The organism is Micromonospora sp. DT81.3 (assembly GCF_049847225.1).
Classification (GTDB): domain Bacteria; phylum Actinomycetota; class Actinomycetes; order Actinomycetales; family Microbacteriaceae; genus Microbacterium.
Window position 1 is genome coordinate 747,309 of the sequence record NZ_JBNCNY010000002.1, and the last position, 17,017, is coordinate 764,325.

Consider the following 17,017-nt stretch of genomic DNA (forward strand, 5'->3'; position numbering starts at 1 on the left):
TGTGGACGGCCGCACCGAGGCGGGCGCGGCCCGTCCCAGGACCGCGCCCGCCCAGATCAGCTGCTGCGGCGTATCGAGCGGACGCCGACGATCAGCCCGATCGCGGCGAGGATCAGCGCTGCCATCCAGCCCCACAGAACGGTGATGTCGCCGAGGTCACCCGCGAGGAGGGCCCGCTCGGCCTGGACGACCCAGTTCACGGGGTTGAACGCCGACACGACGCGCATCCACGCGGGTCCCTCGTCGAGCGGCAGCAGCATGCCGGAGAGGATCAGCAGCGGGAAGATGAGCGTCTGCTGCACTCCCCAGAACAGCCACTCCCGGTCCTTGGTGGCGAGCGCGAGGGAGTAGGACAGGGCGCCCAGCCCGACCCCGAAGACCGCGAGGAGCGCGAGGCCGATGATGAGGCCGGGCACGTTGATCGTGAAGCCGAAGGGCCACGCGATGAGCACGATGATCAGCGCCTGGATCACGATCGGGGCGATCTCCTTGAGCGCCCGTCCGACGAGGAGCGATGACCGCGCCAGCGGTGCGACGAGGGTGCGCTCGTGGGAGCCGGTCATCATCTCGTACTGCAGGTTCGACCCGGTGGCGCCGGTGCCGAACAGCACGATCATCACGAGCACGCCGGGCACGAACCACTGCAGGGTCTCGCCCGCCGGCTGACCGGACTGCCCGATCAGCAGGGGCGCGAAAAGCCCGAGGAAGACGAGCGGCTGCAGCAGGCTGAAGATGAGCGTGAAGGGATCCCGCGCGACAGGCTTGAGTTCGCGAGTGAGCACGTTCCACGTGTCGCGGGCGGCGTTGGCCCGGACGATCGTGTCGGGGCGGGGAGTGGTCTGGGTGGTCATCGTCGGGCTCCTGTCTTCTCGGATGCCGTGGCACTCGCACTGGGCTCCGCCGTCGCATCCTGCTCTTCGTTCTCTTCGGTCGCCTCGCCCTCGCCCGCTTCGCGGAGCGTTCGCCCCGTCAGTGCGAGGAAGACGTCGTCGAGGGTGGGCGGCACGCCGGTCGCGCTCGCGACCGAGATGCCGGCGGCATCCAGCGCCCGCACCGCGGCAGGCAGCAGCCGGTCGCCGTCCGGCACCGTCAGGGCGATGGATGCCGCGCCCTCGCGCCGCACCACCGGCGTCAGCGCCCCGACCACCGGGATCGCGCGGTCCGCATCATCCGTCGAATCGAATCCGAGGGTCAGCAGGTCACCCGCCAGCGTGGCCTTCAGCGCCCCGGCCGTGTCGTCGGCGATCACCCGCCCCTTATCCATCACCATCACCCGTTCGGCGTACCGATCGGCCTCCTCGAGGTAGTGGGTGGTGAGGAAGATCGTGGTGCCGTGCTGCGCCCGGAGGTCGAGGATGTGCTGCCACAGGTTCGCGCGGCTCTGCGGGTCGAGGCCGGTGGACGGCTCATCGAGGAAGATCAGCGGAGGGGCGTGCATCAGGCCGAGCGCGACATCCAGCCGTCGCTTCTGGCCGCCGCTCAGCTGCTGCACCGTGCGGGTCGCGAAGCTCGACAGGTCGAGCGACTCGATCAGTTCGTCGGCCCTCCGGGCGGAGTCGGCCCGCGACATCCCGTAGAAGGCGCCCTGGCTGAGCAGCTCGTCGCGCGTGCGCTGCGAGAAGCTGCCGCTCGTGAGCTGACCGACGTAGCCGATCCGCGCTCGCACGTCGGCGGGGCCGGTCAGGATGTCGTGGCCGACCACCCGCGCCCTACCGGACGTGGGAGGGATGAGGGTCGTGAGCATGCGCAGGCTGGTGGACTTGCCGGCGCCGTTGGGGCCGAGGAACGCGACGAGCTCGCCGCGGGCCACCGAGAAGGAGAGGTCCGTGACCGCATGGACGCTCTTCTTCTTCGAGTTCTTCTTGGGGTGATCCGGGAAGACCTTGGTGAGGCCTTCTGATTCGATGATGGGTTCGTTCGCCATGACTCGAGGGTAGGAAGGCATGCGGACAGGATCGGTCCTGAATCGCGAAATAATAGAGGAATGGCCGAGACGATCAACCGCGCGCTGCAGCTGCTGAACATGCTGCAGGCGCACCGCCACTGGACCGGCACTGAGCTGTCCCAGCGCCTCGGCGTCACGGAGCGCACCGTGCGCCGCGACATCGACCGGCTGCGGGAGCTCGGCTACCGCATCGAGTCGACGCCGGGCGTCGCGGGCGGATACCGGCTGGAAGCCGGCAGCGCGGTGCCGCCGCTGCTGCTCACCGACGAAGAGGCGGTCACGATGGCGATCGGGCTTCGCGTCGCCGCCACCCAGCGGCTGGTGCATGGCCCCGAGACCACCCTCACCGCGCTCGCGAAGCTCGAGCAGGTGCTGCCCGTCGCGCTCCGCCGGCGGGTGAACGCCCTCGCGGCCGTCGTGCAGCCCGTCGGCATCGGGTCGGCGCCGGCCGTCTCGCCCGACATCCTGGGCGAACTCGCCCTCGCCTGCCGCGACCACGAGCGCCTGCGCTTCACCTACACGTCGGCCTCGGGGGAGACGACGACGCGCCGGGTCGAGCCGCACGCCCTCTCCCCCGCCGAGCGCAACTGGTATCTGCTCTGCTGGGATCTCGAGCGCGAGGACTGGCGCACGTTCCGGGTGGACCGGCTGGATGCGGTGCAGCACACCAGGGTGCTGTTCGAGCCGAGGGCGCTGAGCGCCGAGCAGACGGAGGAGTTCTTCCGCGTCGCGGCCGCATGGGTGCGGCAGCCGGTCGAGACCGACCTCGTCATGGATCTGCCCTACGACGCCATGCGCGAGTACTTTGGCCAGTGGGGACAGGGAGCGACCCCGGAGACCGACGACACCACCCGGTGGCCGGTGGGCGGCGCCGACTTCCGCGAGACCATGTACGGAATGTCGTGGATCCCGGAGGGGGTTGGATACACGACCGATCTTGCGGAGCCGGCGCGCACCGAGTTGCGAGAGTCGCTGGTGCGGATGCTGGCGGCGCTGGATGCACCACCGCCACCGCGCCGGTCGTCACATCCAGACTCATAGGGAAACCGCAGGAAACGTCGTCACCGGGACGGTAACGGTGGGATAACGTGAGGCCATCGCGGCGATCCGGGCGGTCCCGGGCTCCGGTTCATATCCGGGAGCGTTGCGGGTTCGACTCCCGCCGTCGCGTCTACCGCATGAGAGCCGCGATCCCTTATAAACACTGGGACCGCGGCTCTCAGCTTTCGCAGCGATGACGCGTTTGCCCACATTTTGCCCACACTTTTCGTAGACACGCCGGTGGTGATGACTCAGGACATCGGTGACAGTTGCGCATCAGGACATCGGTGACACTTCATTTCTCACTCCTGTCCGCGGCGGGTGTGCCGGCGCGATCGACTTTCGACCATCGACAGGGGTATCGCCGGGTCGTACGCTCGCTGCATGGGCGTGCTGACTCACCTCGGCGAGGGTCTGTTCGTCATCGACGGACCTCCCACTCGCGACATGGGCCTACCGTTCACAACCCGCATGTCGGTGGTCCGGCTTCGCGACGGGTCCGTCTGGGCCTCCTCTCCGGTTCCACTGCCGTACGAGGCGCTATCCGCCGTGGCCTCCCTCGGGCCCGTCCGCTACCTTGTCAGCCCGACTCCCCGGCACCTCTGGCGGCTCAGGCGATGGCATCTGCTCTTTCCCGACGCCGAGCTCTGGTCGAGTCCGCTGACTCCGGTCACCCTGAAGCGCGGCAACATCCCGCTCACGGGGCAGCTCGGTCACGTCCTCCCCGGGGCATGGACGCCCGAGCTCAACCACCTTGTGGTCGGTGGTTCGATGCTGCGGGAGTCCGCGTTCCTTCACGCCCCGAGCGGCACCCTGCTCCTGGAGGACGTGATCCAGGTTCACGACCCGCTCCCGGGACATACGCCTGACGTTTCATCCACGGGTGACCACGAAAGAATCCGTGCTCCGCATGCTCGAATGGCGGTTCGACACGGTCGTCCTCGCGCATGGCCCGATCATCACCCGCAACGCCAAAGAGTTCGTCGCTAGCGCGTTCGCGTGGCTGATCGACTGACGAGCAACGACACGCGCTCCACTCTCAACCCCGCACTCCGCAGCCCGTCCTCACCGCGCCGTCTGCAAGCATCGCCCGGAGAATGGTCCAGATCGTGGCCGTCTCTGCCCCCACGCGACGTAGCTCATGCGGGCATGGCTCGCGGAGGACCCTGCACTGGCGTGATCGGCAGCTGCTTCTGCTCTGTTCACCGGATACATCGGCTCCCTATACTGACGACCGTCAGCAGATCGACGGAGCCAAAGGAGAACCGATATGACCGATGAGACAACCGCTGCGGGGGACGAGATCGCGGCGGCAGCCATCAGCGACGGCGCGTACACGCTGATTGTTGCCGACTTCGCTGACGTGGACGTCGCGATGGAGGCCTATCAGGCCCTCAAGGACGTCGAGGACGGTGCGACAGTCAAGATCGAAGGCGTCTTGGTCGTCCAGCGCGACGGTGCCGGCAAGCTTGAAGTGCAGAAGGTCACCGATCACAGCACTCGCGAGGGGGTCCGATGGGGAGCTGTCGGCGGCGCGGTTGTCGGCATCCTGTTTCCTCCCTCGATTCTCGGCAGCGTCCTCCTCGTGGGCGCGGGCGGAGGGCTCATCGGGAAATTGCGTCAGCGCCACCACAAGAAGGAGCTGGCGGAGGAGCTGCAGGACGCCATCGAGCCGGGCCACTCCGGCATCGTCGCGCTCGTGTCCGACCCAGGCGAGGTGAAGATTCGCAAGGCGCTCGAGAAGGCCGACAAGATCGTCGAGAAGGCAGTGGATGACGCGGTGGCCACCGACGCGAAAGCAGCGGCGAAGGCAGAAGCCGACGACGAGAAGTAGCGCGCGCCGACGGCGAGGAGTGCGGCGGTGCACGCTGCACTCCTCGTCCAGCACAGCCAGCTGGAGAGTTCCTTACTCCCCTTGCGCTCCTAGGGCTTTCCCACCCATGAGCCAATGGCACGGCGAGGATCGACGGAGGAGATCGCCGATGATCGGCCACGCGTCAAGGGGTAAGACGGCCGGCGAAACCAGGAGGTTCGGATAGTGACTGACCGGACGACTCAGGCCGGACCTGCCCCGTTCACCGCCGCGGACTTCGCCGCGAGACTGCAGCAAGCGGCGCGGTCCGCCGAAGCGGCGGGACTGTCGGGGCTGCTCCTCACGCCCGGGCCCGACCTGCTCTACCTCACCGGGTACGCGCCTGTCGCGATTACCGAGCGCATCACGATGCTGGTTGTCCCCGTCGATGGCGCGCCGACCATGATCGTCCCCCGGCTCGAACGGCCGGACGCTGAGGAGACACCCGGCGCCTCCGTCTTCCGGCTCGCGGACTGGTCCGACGGCAGCGACCCGTACGAGGCGACCGCGAAGCTCCTCGGGCCAGGGCGCTACGCATTGTCGGACTCGGCGTGGGCGATGCACCTCCTGGGGCTGCAGGGCAGGTTGCCCGACACGTCGTACGTGTCCATGACGACGGCGCTCCCAATGCTGCGGGCGATCAAGGACGACGACGAGCTCGAGCGGCTGACAGCGGCGGGAGCGGCGGCCGACGCGGCATACGGGGAGATCATCGGTGTCCGCTTCGCCGGCCGACGCGAGACCGACGTCGGCACCGACCTGGCGGACCTCCTGCGCCGTTTCGGGCACTCGCAGGTCGACTTCACCGTGGTCGGCTCTGGTCCGAACGGCGCGAATCCGCACCACGAGATGGGCGATCGGGTGATCCAGCATGGCGACATGGTGGTGCTCGACTTCGGCGGCCTCAAGCACGGCTACGGCTCGGACACGACCCGCACCGTCCACGTCGGTGAGCCCACCGATGAGGAGCGGGACGTGCACGAGATCGTGCGCCGAGCTCAGCAGGCGGGGTTTGAGGCGGTTCGGCCGGGAGTCGAGTGCCAGGAGGTCGACCGCGCCGCGCGTGCGCTGATCACGGAGTCCGGATACGGCGAGTACTTCATCCACCGCGTCGGCCACGGCATCGGTCTGACCACCCACGAACCGCCGTACATGGTCGAGGGGGAACGCCAGCCGATGGAGCCCGGCATGTGCTTCTCGATCGAACCGGGCATCTACCTCCCGGGGCGTTTCGGGGTGCGGATCGAGGACATCGTGACGGTGACGGCTGACGGCGGGCGCCGGCTCAATCGCACGCCGCACGAGATGGCGATCGTCGAATAGGGAGGCCGGGCGCTAGCCCGTGTGCCCGGCGTAGCTGTGAAGAAAGAGTGCCTCAGCCAGGGCGCAGTGCTCGATCTCCTTCGGATCGACGCTCTCGTTGGGCGCGTGGATGAGCGCCAGGGGCTCTTCTACGCCCATGAGGATGATCTCCGCGTCGGGATATGTGTCGGCGAAGACGTTGCACAGCGGGATCGAGCCACCCTGTCCCAGGGTCGTCATGGGGACCCCGTACGCTTCCCCCATCGCGGTAGCCATGGCCGTGTAGGCGGGGCCGGTGGTCTCGGCGAGGAACGGCGACCCGATTGCTTCTGTCTTGACGTCCACGTGAACACCCCACGGGGCCGCGGCCACCAGATGCGCGGTGAGTGCGTCACGGGCGACGACGGGGTCCATGCCGGGTGGCACGCGGAGATTCAGCCGCGCTGCGGATTTGGGCACGAGGGCGGCGCTCGAACCGAGCACTTGAGGGCAGTCAATGCCGAGGATGGTCAGCGCCGGTCGGGCCCAGAGCATGTCGGAGACGGTTCCGTCGCCGATGAGTCGGACGCCGTCGAGAAGACCGGCATCGGAGCGAAACTGCTCGGGCGGATAGGGCTCGCCCGACCAGGAGCCGGAGTGATCGAGCCCGGGGATGACGGTGTTGCCTTCGGCGTCACGCAGGGAGGCGAGCATCGCCACCAGGGCGGCGAGCGCGTCCGGTGCGGGTCCGCCGAACATGCCGGAGTGCACCTCTGACGCGAGGGCTTCGACCGAGACGACCACGTTGACCATCCCGCGCAGGCTGACCGTCACCGCTGGGTGGCCGACCGCGGCGTTGCCGGTGTCGCACACGAGAATGGCGTCGGCACGGAAGAGCTCCGGGTTCGACGCCACGAACGCTTCCAGACCCCCGGTGCCCTGCTCTTCCGAGCCCTCGACCACGAGTCGGAGATTCACCGGCAGGTCGTCTCCCAGCGCCCTGAGCGCGATCAAGTGCATGAGAATGTTCCCCTTGCAGTCCGCCGTGCCGCGACCGTACCAGCGCCCGCCGACCTCGTGGAGCTCGAAGGGAGGCGTGCGCCACGCCGCGTCGTCGAGAGGGGGCTGCACATCGTAGTGCGCGTAGAGCAGCACCGTCCGCGCGTCCGGGTCGGCCACTGTCCGGGACCCCACGACCGCGAAACTGCCATCCGGCGTCCTCTCAAGTCGGACGTCGTCGAACCCCTCCGCCCGGAACTTGTCGCGCACCCAATTCGCCGCCTGGGTGCACCCTTCCTCCGGGAACTGCCGAGGGTCGGCGACGGAGCGCAGCGCGACCAGTTCAGCGAGTTCGGACTGCACCGGATCCATCAACTGGCGGACGCGGGCCCGCAAATCGGAGCTCATGAACCGTTCACCGTCTCCAGCCGGTCCACGAACTCCTCATAGTTCGGCAGCTCGTCCGGGCAGTACACGCCGATGATCAGCAGCTGGCTCCGCAGCACGCGGTCCTCCACGAGGATCGGCCGGCGGCCGGGTCCCGCCGCGCCGTTGGTGAGCTCGTTGAACACCAGCCCCCGCGTCAATGCCCCGTTTGGGTTCGCGCACACCGCCCCGCCGTCATCGCCCAGCACCCGCACGATCTGCTCCGTCGATGGCGCGCGCATGCCCGCGTCCTCCAGGGCTTGGGTGAGCTGGGCCGCCTGCTCCTGCGCCGCGTCGTTCTCCCTTCCGGCTCGGAACGTCAACAGTGCGATCACGGTCAGCACGACGAGGATTGTGACCACCACGATGTAGATCACGCTGCGTTCGCGCCCCGACTGTTCTGCTGTCTCGCTCATGATGTCGCCACCTCCGGGGCTTCAGGAGTATCCGTCGCCTCCGGTTCCGCGGCGGCCGGCTGCTTCCATGACGGCTTCCGGAGCTTGTAGAACAGGAACGGCACCAGCAGGCCGAGCCCTAGCGCACCCCCGGCCACGATGAAGAAGTAGACGATCGGGTTCTCGCCGCCGAACTGCGACGGCGGGATGAACCCGACCAGCAGCGCGGCGAGCGAGGCCGTGAAACCCACGCCGCAGAGGCTGAGCAGCATCGGCGCGCGGTATCCGCGGGGGTGGTCAGGATGACGCCGCCGCAGCCGGACGGCGGCGACGAACATCAGCAGGTACATGATCAGGTACACCTGCGTCGTGATGACCGAGAAGATCCAGTAGGCGCTCGAGACGTCCGGGATCAGCGCGTATCCCAAAGCGATGACGGTCGTCACGAGGCCCTGGGTGACGAGCAGATTCTGTTGCACGCCGTTCTTGTTCATCTTCTGCAGGAACGGGGGCAGGTATCCCTCTTCGCGGGAGATCAGGAGCAGACCCCTCGACGGCCCGGCCAGCCAGGTCAGCATCCCGCCGAGGGATGCCGTGACGAGCATGATCCCGATGATCGGCGTCAGCCACTGCCAGCCGAACGTCGCGAACACCATGTCGAAGGCCTGCATCACACCCGCCGTGAGCGACAGCTGATCCGCCGGCACGATCCAGCTGATGGCGAGCGCCGGGAGGATGAAGATCATCAGCACGAGACCCATGGCGAGGAACATCGCCTTCGGGAATTCCTTGCCGGGGTTGCGCATGTCGGACACGTGCACCGCGTTCATCTCCATGCCGCTGTAGGAGAGGAAGTTGTTCACGATCAACACGAGACTTGCCAGCCCCGCCCATTGCGGGAGCAGGTTCGCCGCCGTCATCGGCGCAGCCGAGGGGTTGCCCTGTCCTAGGAACACGGCACCCAGGATGACCAGGATCGCTCCGGGGATCAGCGTGCCGATGATCAGGCCGCCGCCGGCCAGCCCGGCGACGCTCTTCGTACCACGGGACGAGATGAACACACCCGACCAGTAGCAGACCATGATCACGAGCGCCGTCCAGACGCCGTTGCTGGCGAGGGCGGGGTTGAAGACATACGCGAGCGTGCTCGCAACGAACCCCAGCAGCGTCGGATAGTAGAAGATCGTCATCGCGAACTGGCACCACACCGCGAGGAAGCCCATCGGCTTAGAGATGCCGGCGGACACCCACTTGTAGACGCCGCCCTTCCATCCCGACGCCAGCTCCGCCGACACCAGCGAGGTGGGCAGCAGGAACACGATCGCCGGGACGACGTAGAGGAACACCGACGCGAGACCGTAGACGGCCATCGTGGGAGCGGGGCGCAGGCTGGCCACAGAACTCGTCGTCATCAGCGCCAGCGCGATCCACGAGATGAAGACCACCTTGGGCGGCCGCGCCCGCGACGGCGTGGAGGAGGGTCTCGACGCCGAACCGCCGGCGCTCATGACCGTTCCGATCCACGGGGTGCGGAGGGACGCCGTGTAGTTATCCCGTCCATCGTCAAGAGCCTCATCCTGATCAACATGGTTGCCTCCGTTGGCATCGCAGGGACCCGCTGGGCGACACGTTACGCCCGCGGACTACGGTTATCCATCACATTGATCAGGGGATATTGCCGTTCGACACTCGCGTTGACATCGGCTCGCCGTGCGGATGTGCGTACCGTAACCCTCACAGGCAGTCTCGAGGAGGGCCAGACGCATGCGTGGAGCGAAGGCGCTCAGGAGGGCGTCCCTCTGGGCGACCGCCGCGATAGCGGGCGGTCTCATGCTGTCCCCGCCCAGCCCTGGAGTCGGGGGGACTCCGTCCACAGGCGCCCTTCTGATGAATGCGTCCTCTGCGACCACTGCCCCGGACGGCCCGACAGAATCGGCAAGCCCATCCCCGGCGCCCACGCCCGCTCCCACACCCACCGAGACGGAAGCACCCACCCCCACCCCGACGAGTTCAGCGATCCCCGACCCGGTGCCGAGCGAGTCGGCGAACCCGACTCCCGCGGAGACTGCGCGGCCCACTGCATCACCGACGCCGACCATCCGAGTAACCACCATCCCGGCGGTGTCCCCTGCCATCACCACCGCCACGACCTCCTTCCCGACCCTGCTCATCGCGATCGGAGTGCTGGTCGCCGCGGCGCTGTTCATCTGGTCGCTGATGCGGCGGCGCCCGACTCCCGCGCCACCGCACCACCCGGCCGACGCGCCCACCGCGACGATTCCCGCCCCGGTCGTGCTGGATTCGATGGCCGCGATGGGGACGGCGATGATCGACAGCGGATACCCCGTCGGTCTCGTCCACGAGGCGCTCCGGGACTTCGCCACCGCGAGCGGGCGGCCGACCGTGCAGGCGATCGTCTTCCCGACATCGATCCTCGTGTCCTCGGCAGAGAGCGCCGTGGCCCAGACGCGTGCAGTGTCGGCCGGCGACTCGTCGTATCTTCTGCACCAGGTCGACAGGGTCGACCGCATCGTGGGGGTGGCCCGCAGCCGACCAGGTGCAGCAGCCTGGGTGAGAAGGCAGATCGACGATGTGGCCGGCCTGCCCTCGCCGTTCTCGCGCCCGCAGAGGATCGGCGCCTACGGACTCCTCTCCGCAGCGCTCAGTGTCCTGGTCGGATCCTCCTGGCCGGGTGTGCTTCTCGCCGGGCTCCTCGGACTGGCGGTGGGAACGGTGCTGCTGCTCACGGAACACCTCCCGGCGGGCTCCCAAGCGCTCGTGGTGGTCAGCGTGTCTCTCAGCGTTTCGCTCATCGTGCTGCTCGCAGCGCGCGTCGTGGACCCGCGCGTCCTTCCCGCGGTGGTGGCGCCGCTCGTCACCCTGCTTCCCGGCGGCCTGCTGACGATCGGAGTCATCGAGCTGGCCACCGGCCAGATCATGTCGGGAGCGGCGAGGGTCGCCGCAGGCGCGATGCGTCTGCTCCTCCTCGCGACCGGTGTCGTCGCGGCATCCGCGCTCGTCGGACTGCCCGCCTTCGATCCGGGCAGGCCCGCCCCGCTGGGCGAGATCGCCCCGTGGATAGCGGTCGCCGTGTTCGGCCTCGGGATCAGCGTGTACCAGTGCGCGCGACCGAAATCCATCGGCTGGATCCTGGTCGTGCTGTATGTCGCGTATGGAGCGCAGGTGCTGGGCGACGTCCTGTTCGATGGGGTCCTTTCGGCCCTCGTCGGCGCCGCCGTGATGACACCTGTCGCGGTGTTCGTCGCGCGTCAGCGCACGGGACCGCCGGCGCTGGTCAGCTTCCTTCCCGCTTTCTGGCTGCTGGTGCCGGGCGCCCTCGGGCTCATCGGCGTAGCCAACGTGCTGGAAGGCGATCTCGGCGCAACCAGCACGATCGTCACGACGATCGCGACGATGATGGCCATCGCTCTCGGAGTGCTGCTGGGGCTCGCCATGAGCGGTTCGCTGCACGGGTTCGCGGTCTCTGCGGTCGACGACTTCGAGGACTTCGAAGAGCCCGCCACGCCCGTTCAGTAGCGATAGAAGGCGTCCTGAACGGCGCCGCCCTCCAGACCGCGCAACAGACACAGTTGAAGCAGCACGCGGCTCTTTTGAGGATTGAGCTGGTCGGACGCCACCAGCCCCAACCCGTCATCATCCACCTCGATGTTGCGTGCGACATCACCGCTGCCGACTCTGGAGCTTCGGACGACGACGACTCCCCCATCAACAGCGTCGGCGAGCGCGCGCGCCACGTCGGCGGGAACATTGCCGTTTCCCATGCCCGCGACGACGATTCCTCGCGCTCCGAGAGAAACGCTGGCTCGCACCAGATCGGCAGGCATGTTCGCGTGCGCGTACAGGATGTCGACGCGAGGCAGGGCGGCCACGCCGTCGACGGAGAATTCCGTCGACGTCGTATGTGGGTGTGTGGGATGACGGAAATAGCGGATGCGACCATAGCTCGCCGTGCCGAGCAGACCCGGACCTGGAGAGACGAATGTCTGCACGTCGGTGGTGCTCGATTTGGTCACGTCCCGCGCGCTGTGGAGGTCGTCGTTGATGGCGATGATGGCGCCCCTGCCTCGAGCGTCCGGGTCTGCGGCAGCACCTACCGCGTTGAACAGGTTCAGCGGACCATCGGCACTCAGGGCGGTTGCCGGGCGCATGGAGCCAGTCAGCACGACCGGGCGCGCGGATTTGACCACGAGATGGAGGAAGTATCCCGTCTCCTCGGCGGTGTCAGTGCCGTGGGTGATCACGATGCCGTCTGCCTCATCTGCGGAGAATAGAGCGTTGACCCGCTTAGCGAGTTGGAGCCACAACACGTCGGTCATGTCCTGGCTGCCCACTTGTGCCAGCTGTTCGCCAGTGAGAGTCGCCAACTCTCCCAGTCCGGGAACGCCATCGAGCAGAGCATTGAGACTCAGCCCGCCCGCGCGATAGGCCGCATCCACCCCGGACGAAGCCGTCCCCGCGATCGTTCCGCCGGTGGCGAGGATATGGACCCTTGTCATGGTCTCGATGTGATGTCGAGCGCTACGACTCGTCAGAAGCCGAGGGCATGGGGGTTGGGCTCTCCAGCGAGTCCGGCTGAGTGACCTGCTCCATCGCCGCCTGGAAGGCGTGCAGGGTCGCGGCATCGACCGCTCCCGTCGGTTCGACGCCCAGTTCGATCTGCGCCGCTGTCACAGCGTCGGTCAGGGCCGGGGTCCAGAGGCCGTCCACCGGTCCGTCCCAGAGTCCGAGGAGCTTGAGTGTCTGCTGGACGGCCGCTGTGGTCGCGATGGATTCCTGCGCGGCCGCTCCCCCGAGCGCCAGGAGCTCGGCCTGCAGTGCGTCGGCGGTCGCATTGTCCACCGTGCCGGTGACGATGAGGCCGTTAGCCTCCTGAAGCGCCTCCACCGCTCCGACCGTTTCGGGCCCGTACAGGCCGTCGATCGCACCGGCGTAGTAGCCCACCGTCGCGAGATCCTGCTGCAGGGCCGTGGTGTACGCACTAAGCGCGGCTTGCGCCTGCAGCGTCTGTTCATTGGGGAGACACCCCGCCTCGCCGAACAATCGTAGCCAGGCGAATTCCAGAGCGACGGCGGCGCTGTTGAACTGCTCCGATGCGTCCGCCAACGGGGTGTCGTCGGTGAGCGCGCTTTGGCTGGCTGCGAATGCCGACTCCGCCTGCATGACCCGGTCCACGGCCGCTGCGGGCGCCAGCGGTGTGACGGTCGGTTCCGGTGGAGCGGCCACACTGGGTTCGACCGAGGTGCCGGCATTCGCCCGCTCCAGTGCCGCGCGGGCCTCGGCCAACTCCTTTTCGGCGGTCACGACCTGCTGCTGCGCAGCGACTGCCTCCTCTGCACCGTCGAACGCATCGTCGCGTGGCTCGCTGAGATCCGCGCCCGCCTCCCGCACATCCCCCACTGTGGGCGCAGTCTCGTTCAGCACGTCTCCATACCGGTCGAGGGCCATGACGTAGGTCTCGCTCGCTTCGCAGAACGCCTCCGACGCGCTGAGGAGCTCGGCCTGCGCGTCGGTCAGAGCCTTCTCCTTTGCGGCCACCCGCGCCTCCGCTCGGTCGACGCTGCTGACCTCACCCGCGCACCCGGTGAGACCAACTGCCATGAGGGCAGCCAACATGCCACTCGCGACTCGTCGCCCCCGCACCCTGGCAGTGTCCATCTTCATGTGAAGCCTCCTGCGGCGCTCAACCGTGGTCCCCATCATGGCCGTCGGACGCGCGCCCAGCGAGGGGTGAACTGACGCTCCCTGCCCGTAGTACATGAGCGGGCTTGCTCAGGAGTGCAGACCGGGCCATCATGGGCCTCGCCGTCCGATGCTAACGCCGGAGGTCCGAGACATGGAGGCGCACGATGGTCGCTCCGGATGTTCAGAAGCGGATGACGGTACTTCAGGCGACGTTCATCGGCGTGGGCTCAATGGTCGGAGCCGGAATCTTCGCGCTGCTCGGCGCCGCCGGCGCAGTGGCAGGGTCGGCGGTGTGGCTGTCATTCCTCATCGCGGGGGCGATCGCGGGTTTGCAGGGGTATTCGTTCGCCAAGCTGGGGGCCCGGTACCCGACCGGTGGAGGGCTGTTGGAGTACCTGTCACGCGGCTTCGGGCAGGGGCATATCGCGGGGATCGGTGCCTGGTTGTTCTTCACCGCGGGATCGATCGTCGTCGCGATGATCGCCGCCTCCTTCGGCGGGTATGCCAGTTCGGTCGTCGCCGGGGGCGACGAGTTCTGGGCGAAGGTGCTCGGAGTGCTGCTCGTGCTGGCGATGACCGCGTTGAATGCGGTCGGCTCGACTGCCGTTGCGCGCGTGCAGTCTGTGCTCGTGACGATCGTGCTGTGCATCCTGACCGTCTTCGCTGTCGTCACGATCGCCAATTGGAATCCTGCCCTGCTGGCTCCCAGTGGCTACCCCGGCGTTCGCGAGATCATCGCCAGCGTCGCGCTCACCTTCTTCGCGTTCTTAGGCTTCGGTGTCATCACGTTCACAGCTAAAGACCTTCCCAACCCGTCCCGTCAGCTCCCCCGCGCGATCTACCTGGCGCTCGCCATCGCGACGACCGTGTACGTCGCCGTCTCGCTCGGAGTTTTCGGGACGCTGACCGCGAACCAGGTAGTCGAGTACGGAGCGACTGCCATCGCCGAGGCCGCCAAACCCACTTTGGGACAAGCCGGCTACGTGCTGATGGTGATCACCGCGCTCCTCTCCACCACAGGCGCGGTCAATGCCGGCCTCTATCCCTCGATCGGAATGACCAGGCAACTCGCGTCGATCGGGCAGTTCCCACCCGTGTTCGGCCGATCGGGGGGGCGCTTCCCGGTCGGGCTGCTGGTGATGGCCGGGCTCGCCATCATCCTGGTGTCAGCATTCGATCTGACCAGCATCGCCTCGATCGGCAGCGCCGTCGCCCTACTCGTCTTCTCGACGGTGACGGTGGGCCACTTCCGGCTATTCCGTGAGACCGGTGCGAACATCGTTGTTCTCGTGATCGCCTTGGTCGCGACTCTGGGCACCCTGATCGTCTTCTGCACCACGACCTTGGTGAACGAACCGGCCACCGCGCTCGCACTACTCGCCGTCGTGGCTCTCTCGATCATCGCCGACTTCGGGTGGAAAAGCGCTGCCGCGCGGAAGCAGACCTGAGCCGGGCCGTTACACTCGTGTGCCACCAGCCCAAGTTGGCAGCGGGTCATCCCACTGCCGCCTCGATCGACGAGGCGGTCCCGTCCGGAGCGGCCCGGTCGCCCGGTGACAGTCGAGTTCCCCAATCACGGCCTGCTGGGGCCCTGGCCGCCGCAAACTTCCCGCCCTAGACTTCGGCCAACAGAACCAGGGGCCAGTTGGCCGCGAGGCCGCTGCCGGAGTTGGGAGTGGTGAAATGGCTGATCAGCAGTTTGCCGCGATCGCCGCGCAGTATGCGGACGAGGCTCAGGCGGTGGCCGACTTCGACCAGGTGGTAGAGCACTTCAAGGACTCGGATCACAAGCACGAGTTCTTCGACGCTGCACTGATCCGTCGGGGCCTCGACGGCGAACTCACCGTGATCAAGCACGAGGACAGTGGCAAACACCGCAGCACCAAGAAGGGCCTGAAGATTGGGCTCGCGGCAGGACTCGCCGCCGCGCTGTTCCCGGCAGTGGCGCTCGGAAGTGCACTGCTCGTCGCCGGCGGCTCCGGGGCCGGCCTCGGAGCTATTGCAGGACACATCTCGCGCAAGTCGCCCTCGAAAGATCTCGAGGCGATCGGTGAGACCTTGAGCGCGGGAAGCGCGGGAATCGTCCTCGTCGTCGATCCGGCCGACGCCGACGAAGTTGAGACGTCGCTGGGGAACGCCACAAAGCTGACACGGAAAGAACTTGCAGTCGACCGCGAGAAATTGGACGAAGAGGTCGACGAAGCCTACGAGTGAGACGGCGCCCGAGTGTACCCGGACGCCCTGACGCACGCGAGGAGGTGCGCGGGTGGGAGGCATCACGGGGATTGATCGTCCGAGGAGCCGCGGTGCCTCTCGATCACCTTGGACTGACCCATGCCGGCGAACTCGTGGGAGGAAGTCCGCGGACCGATGGTCAGCGCACAGTCATTCGCCCGGACGGGCGGCGATGCGCTGTCCGGTGGTGATCGCGGCGGCGTGTAGCGTGACGATCCCCACAACCAGGCCCCAACCGATCAACACCCACCCGATGTTCAGGTAGGTGAGGAGGTCGGGCCTGGCTGAGAACTGCGAGGCAAGCGGTTCGGCTTCCGTTGCCCTGCTGGCCGCTGTGATGAGAGAGAGCCCAGCCGCGCAGATCCCCGTGAGTAGGGGCACAAGAGTGAGAAAGATCAGGGCGCGGAGGGGGACGTTTCGGTTGCTCACAGGCCGAGCCTATCCACGGCGGTGTTCACGTCGAGAGGGATTCAGCTGCAGCGACTTCTGGCGGACTTGTCGTTTGACCACGGTCGAAGGCGACGTCATCACTGACCCAACCCGCCGGACCCGAGCGTGAGCTCGTCCACCGTCTCGCCGCGCGCGGTGGATTGCCTCAAGCCTTCGATATTGAGGTCGCACGAGCGGCGTTGAGGGATGCCGAGACGGTGTCGAGATCGTCGTCGAAAAAGGTCGGCGTACACGTCTAGGGTCATCGCGGCAGACGCGTGACCGAGCATCCGCTGCACCGCTTTGACGTTCGCACCCGAGCTGATCGCCAGTGATGCCGCGGTGTGCCGGAGGTCGTGGACCGTCATCCGCTCAAGACCGGCATCGTCGAGAGCGGTCACGAACCAGGAGCGGGACTTGCCGGACGAACGGGGCCGCTGCAGATAGTCGAGTCCTCCGCCGAACAGCAGCGCATCTCGCGGCTTCCCTTCGCACAGTCTGGCGATCGGTTCCTGAAGGATCATGCGACTGTTGCGGCCCGATCAGTGGGCCTGCAAATGGACGTCAGGGGGCGCAGAAAACGTTTGTCACGCCATCTGCGGCGTCGTTCACCCAGTTGTCGCATGACACTTTTGATCCCGAGGATGGGTTTTGCAGCCAGATGCCCGTGCCCGGGGTGCCCCTTCCCGAGTTGGCCCGGAATATGTTCCG

The 17,017-nt window shown here is 67.3% G+C and carries 17 protein-coding genes, 1 tRNA gene and 1 pseudogene; 10 read left to right on the forward strand and 9 right to left on the reverse strand.

Annotation, left to right across the window (positions count from 1 at the left end):
• Positions 1-56: 56 nt before the first annotated feature.
• Both ACPW96_RS07680 and ACPW96_RS07685 read right to left on the reverse strand, forming a co-directional pair.
• Entirely contained in the window at positions 57-851 is a 795-nt protein-coding gene (locus ACPW96_RS07680) for an ABC transporter permease (protein ID WP_425882569.1), read from the reverse strand.
• Entirely contained in the window at positions 848-1,924 is a 1,077-nt protein-coding gene (locus tag ACPW96_RS07685; protein WP_425882570.1) for an ATP-binding cassette domain-containing protein, read from the reverse strand. Before ACPW96_RS07685 ends, ACPW96_RS07680 begins: the two co-directional genes overlap by 4 nt.
• Before the next feature lie 60 nt (positions 1,925-1,984).
• Between ACPW96_RS07685 and ACPW96_RS07690 the strand changes: the two genes are divergently transcribed.
• From ACPW96_RS07690 to ACPW96_RS07715, 6 genes and pseudogenes are all read left to right on the forward strand, one after another.
• Positions 1,985-2,986: a helix-turn-helix transcriptional regulator gene (locus ACPW96_RS07690; protein WP_425882571.1), complete on the forward strand. Its 1,002-nt coding sequence runs from the start codon at positions 1,985-1,987 to the stop codon at positions 2,984-2,986.
• 57 nt (positions 2,987-3,043) lie between these two features.
• Positions 3,044-3,116: transfer RNA gene (locus ACPW96_RS07695), tRNA-Met, on the forward strand.
• A gap of 341 nt (positions 3,117-3,457) precedes the next feature.
• A pseudogene (locus ACPW96_RS07700) lies at positions 3,458-3,829 on the forward strand (DUF4336 domain-containing protein); the annotation flags it as partial.
• Positions 3,830-3,869: 40 nt separating this feature from the next.
• Positions 3,870-4,001, forward strand: a complete 132-nt coding sequence (locus tag ACPW96_RS07705; protein ID WP_425882605.1) for a hypothetical protein — start codon at positions 3,870-3,872, stop codon at positions 3,999-4,001.
• Between the two features lie 255 nt (positions 4,002-4,256).
• Positions 4,257-4,820, forward strand: a complete 564-nt coding sequence (locus ACPW96_RS07710) for a DUF1269 domain-containing protein (RefSeq protein WP_425882572.1) — start codon at positions 4,257-4,259, stop codon at positions 4,818-4,820.
• 204 nt (positions 4,821-5,024) lie between these two features.
• Positions 5,025-6,161, forward strand: coding sequence for an aminopeptidase P family protein (locus ACPW96_RS07715; protein WP_425882573.1), 1,137 nt, complete (start codon positions 5,025-5,027; stop codon positions 6,159-6,161).
• Between the two features lie 12 nt (positions 6,162-6,173).
• On the opposite strand, the gene ACPW96_RS07720 is transcribed toward ACPW96_RS07715, so the two are convergent.
• The 3 genes from ACPW96_RS07720 to ACPW96_RS07730 are packed head-to-tail and all read right to left on the reverse strand — an operon-like array spanning position 6,174 to position 9,384.
• On the reverse strand, positions 6,174-7,526 hold the full coding sequence (locus ACPW96_RS07720; protein ID WP_425882574.1) for a dipeptidase: 1,353 nt from the start codon (positions 7,524-7,526) through the stop codon (positions 6,174-6,176).
• Positions 7,523-7,960, reverse strand: coding sequence for a hypothetical protein (locus ACPW96_RS07725; RefSeq protein WP_425882575.1), 438 nt, complete (start codon positions 7,958-7,960; stop codon positions 7,523-7,525). The genes ACPW96_RS07720 and ACPW96_RS07725 overlap by 4 nt, the downstream gene beginning before the upstream one ends.
• Positions 7,957-9,384 (reverse strand): APC family permease, encoded by a 1,428-nt coding sequence (locus tag ACPW96_RS07730; protein ID WP_425882603.1) that lies wholly within the window; start codon positions 9,382-9,384, stop codon positions 7,957-7,959. Before ACPW96_RS07730 ends, ACPW96_RS07725 begins: the two co-directional genes overlap by 4 nt.
• Between ACPW96_RS07730 and ACPW96_RS07735 the strand changes: the two genes are divergently transcribed.
• A complete protein-coding gene (locus ACPW96_RS07735; protein WP_425882606.1) occupies positions 9,311-9,487 on the forward strand; it encodes a hypothetical protein in 177 nt (58 codons plus the stop codon). The two genes, ACPW96_RS07730 and ACPW96_RS07735, sit on opposite strands and share 74 nt — an antisense overlap.
• A gap of 573 nt (positions 9,488-10,060) precedes the next feature.
• On the forward strand, positions 10,061-11,476 hold the full coding sequence (locus ACPW96_RS07740; protein ID WP_425882576.1) for a threonine/serine ThrE exporter family protein: 1,416 nt from the start codon (positions 10,061-10,063) through the stop codon (positions 11,474-11,476).
• Here ACPW96_RS07740 and ACPW96_RS07745 read toward each other — a convergent pair.
• Together ACPW96_RS07745 and ACPW96_RS07750 are read right to left on the reverse strand one after the other, a co-directional pair.
• Positions 11,470-12,582, reverse strand: coding sequence for a type II asparaginase (locus tag ACPW96_RS07745; protein WP_425882577.1), 1,113 nt, complete (start codon positions 12,580-12,582; stop codon positions 11,470-11,472). The two genes, ACPW96_RS07740 and ACPW96_RS07745, sit on opposite strands and share 7 nt — an antisense overlap.
• Positions 12,479-13,558 carry a peptidoglycan-binding domain-containing protein gene (locus tag ACPW96_RS07750; RefSeq protein WP_425882578.1) on the reverse strand — a complete coding sequence of 360 codons (1,080 nt, stop codon included), beginning with the start codon at positions 13,556-13,558 and terminating at the stop codon, positions 12,479-12,481. Before ACPW96_RS07750 ends, ACPW96_RS07745 begins: the two co-directional genes overlap by 104 nt.
• Positions 13,559-13,806: 248 nt before the next feature.
• On the opposite strand from ACPW96_RS07750, the gene ACPW96_RS07755 reads away from it, so the two are divergent.
• Together ACPW96_RS07755 and ACPW96_RS07760 are read left to right on the forward strand one after the other, a co-directional pair.
• Positions 13,807-15,090, forward strand: coding sequence for an APC family permease (locus ACPW96_RS07755; RefSeq protein WP_425882579.1), 1,284 nt, complete (start codon positions 13,807-13,809; stop codon positions 15,088-15,090).
• A 235-nt stretch (positions 15,091-15,325) separates the two neighbouring features.
• The gene (locus tag ACPW96_RS07760; protein ID WP_425882580.1) at positions 15,326-15,856 is read left to right on the forward strand and encodes a DUF1269 domain-containing protein; all 531 of its coding nucleotides are present in this window, start codon (positions 15,326-15,328) and stop codon (positions 15,854-15,856) included.
• A 171-nt stretch (positions 15,857-16,027) separates the two neighbouring features.
• Here the strand turns inward: ACPW96_RS07760 and ACPW96_RS07765 are convergent, their stop codons facing one another.
• Together ACPW96_RS07765 and ACPW96_RS07770 are read right to left on the reverse strand one after the other, a co-directional pair.
• Complete coding sequence (locus ACPW96_RS07765) at positions 16,028-16,306, reverse strand: hypothetical protein (protein ID WP_425882581.1); 279 nt, start codon at positions 16,304-16,306, stop codon at positions 16,028-16,030.
• Between the two features lie 98 nt (positions 16,307-16,404).
• Positions 16,405-16,830, reverse strand: a complete 426-nt coding sequence (locus tag ACPW96_RS07770; RefSeq protein WP_425882582.1) for a tyrosine-type recombinase/integrase — start codon at positions 16,828-16,830, stop codon at positions 16,405-16,407.
• Positions 16,831-17,017 lie beyond the last annotated feature (187 nt).

Bases quoted from the DNA above. Each gene is read 5' to 3' on its own strand.
- ACPW96_RS07680 (WP_425882569.1), bottom strand. From the start codon at position 851: ATGACCACCCAGACCACTCCCCGCCCCGACACGATCGTCCGGGCCAAC.
- ACPW96_RS07685 (WP_425882570.1), bottom strand. From the start codon at position 1,924: ATGGCGAACGAACCCATCATCGAATCAGAAGGCCTCACCAAGGTCTTC.
- ACPW96_RS07690 (WP_425882571.1), top strand. From the start codon at position 1,985: ATGGCCGAGACGATCAACCGCGCGCTGCAGCTGCTGAACATGCTGCAG.
- ACPW96_RS07710 (WP_425882572.1), top strand. From the start codon at position 4,257: ATGACCGATGAGACAACCGCTGCGGGGGACGAGATCGCGGCGGCAGCC.
- ACPW96_RS07720 (WP_425882574.1), bottom strand. From the start codon at position 7,526: ATGAGCTCCGATTTGCGGGCCCGCGTCCGCCAGTTGATGGATCCGGTG.
- ACPW96_RS07725 (WP_425882575.1), bottom strand. From the start codon at position 7,960: ATGAGCGAGACAGCAGAACAGTCGGGGCGCGAACGCAGCGTGATCTAC.
- ACPW96_RS07745 (WP_425882577.1), bottom strand. From the start codon at position 12,582: ATGCCGCGACCCTGCACGCCTTCCAGGCGGCGATGGAGCAGGTCACTC.
- ACPW96_RS07750 (WP_425882578.1), bottom strand. From the start codon at position 13,558: ATGGCAGTTGGTCTCACCGGGTGCGCGGGTGAGGTCAGCAGCGTCGAC.
- ACPW96_RS07755 (WP_425882579.1), top strand. From the start codon at position 13,807: ATGGTCGCTCCGGATGTTCAGAAGCGGATGACGGTACTTCAGGCGACG.
- ACPW96_RS07760 (WP_425882580.1), top strand. From the start codon at position 15,326: ATGGCTGATCAGCAGTTTGCCGCGATCGCCGCGCAGTATGCGGACGAG.
- ACPW96_RS07770 (WP_425882582.1), bottom strand. From the start codon at position 16,830: ATGATCCTTCAGGAACCGATCGCCAGACTGTGCGAAGGGAAGCCGCGA.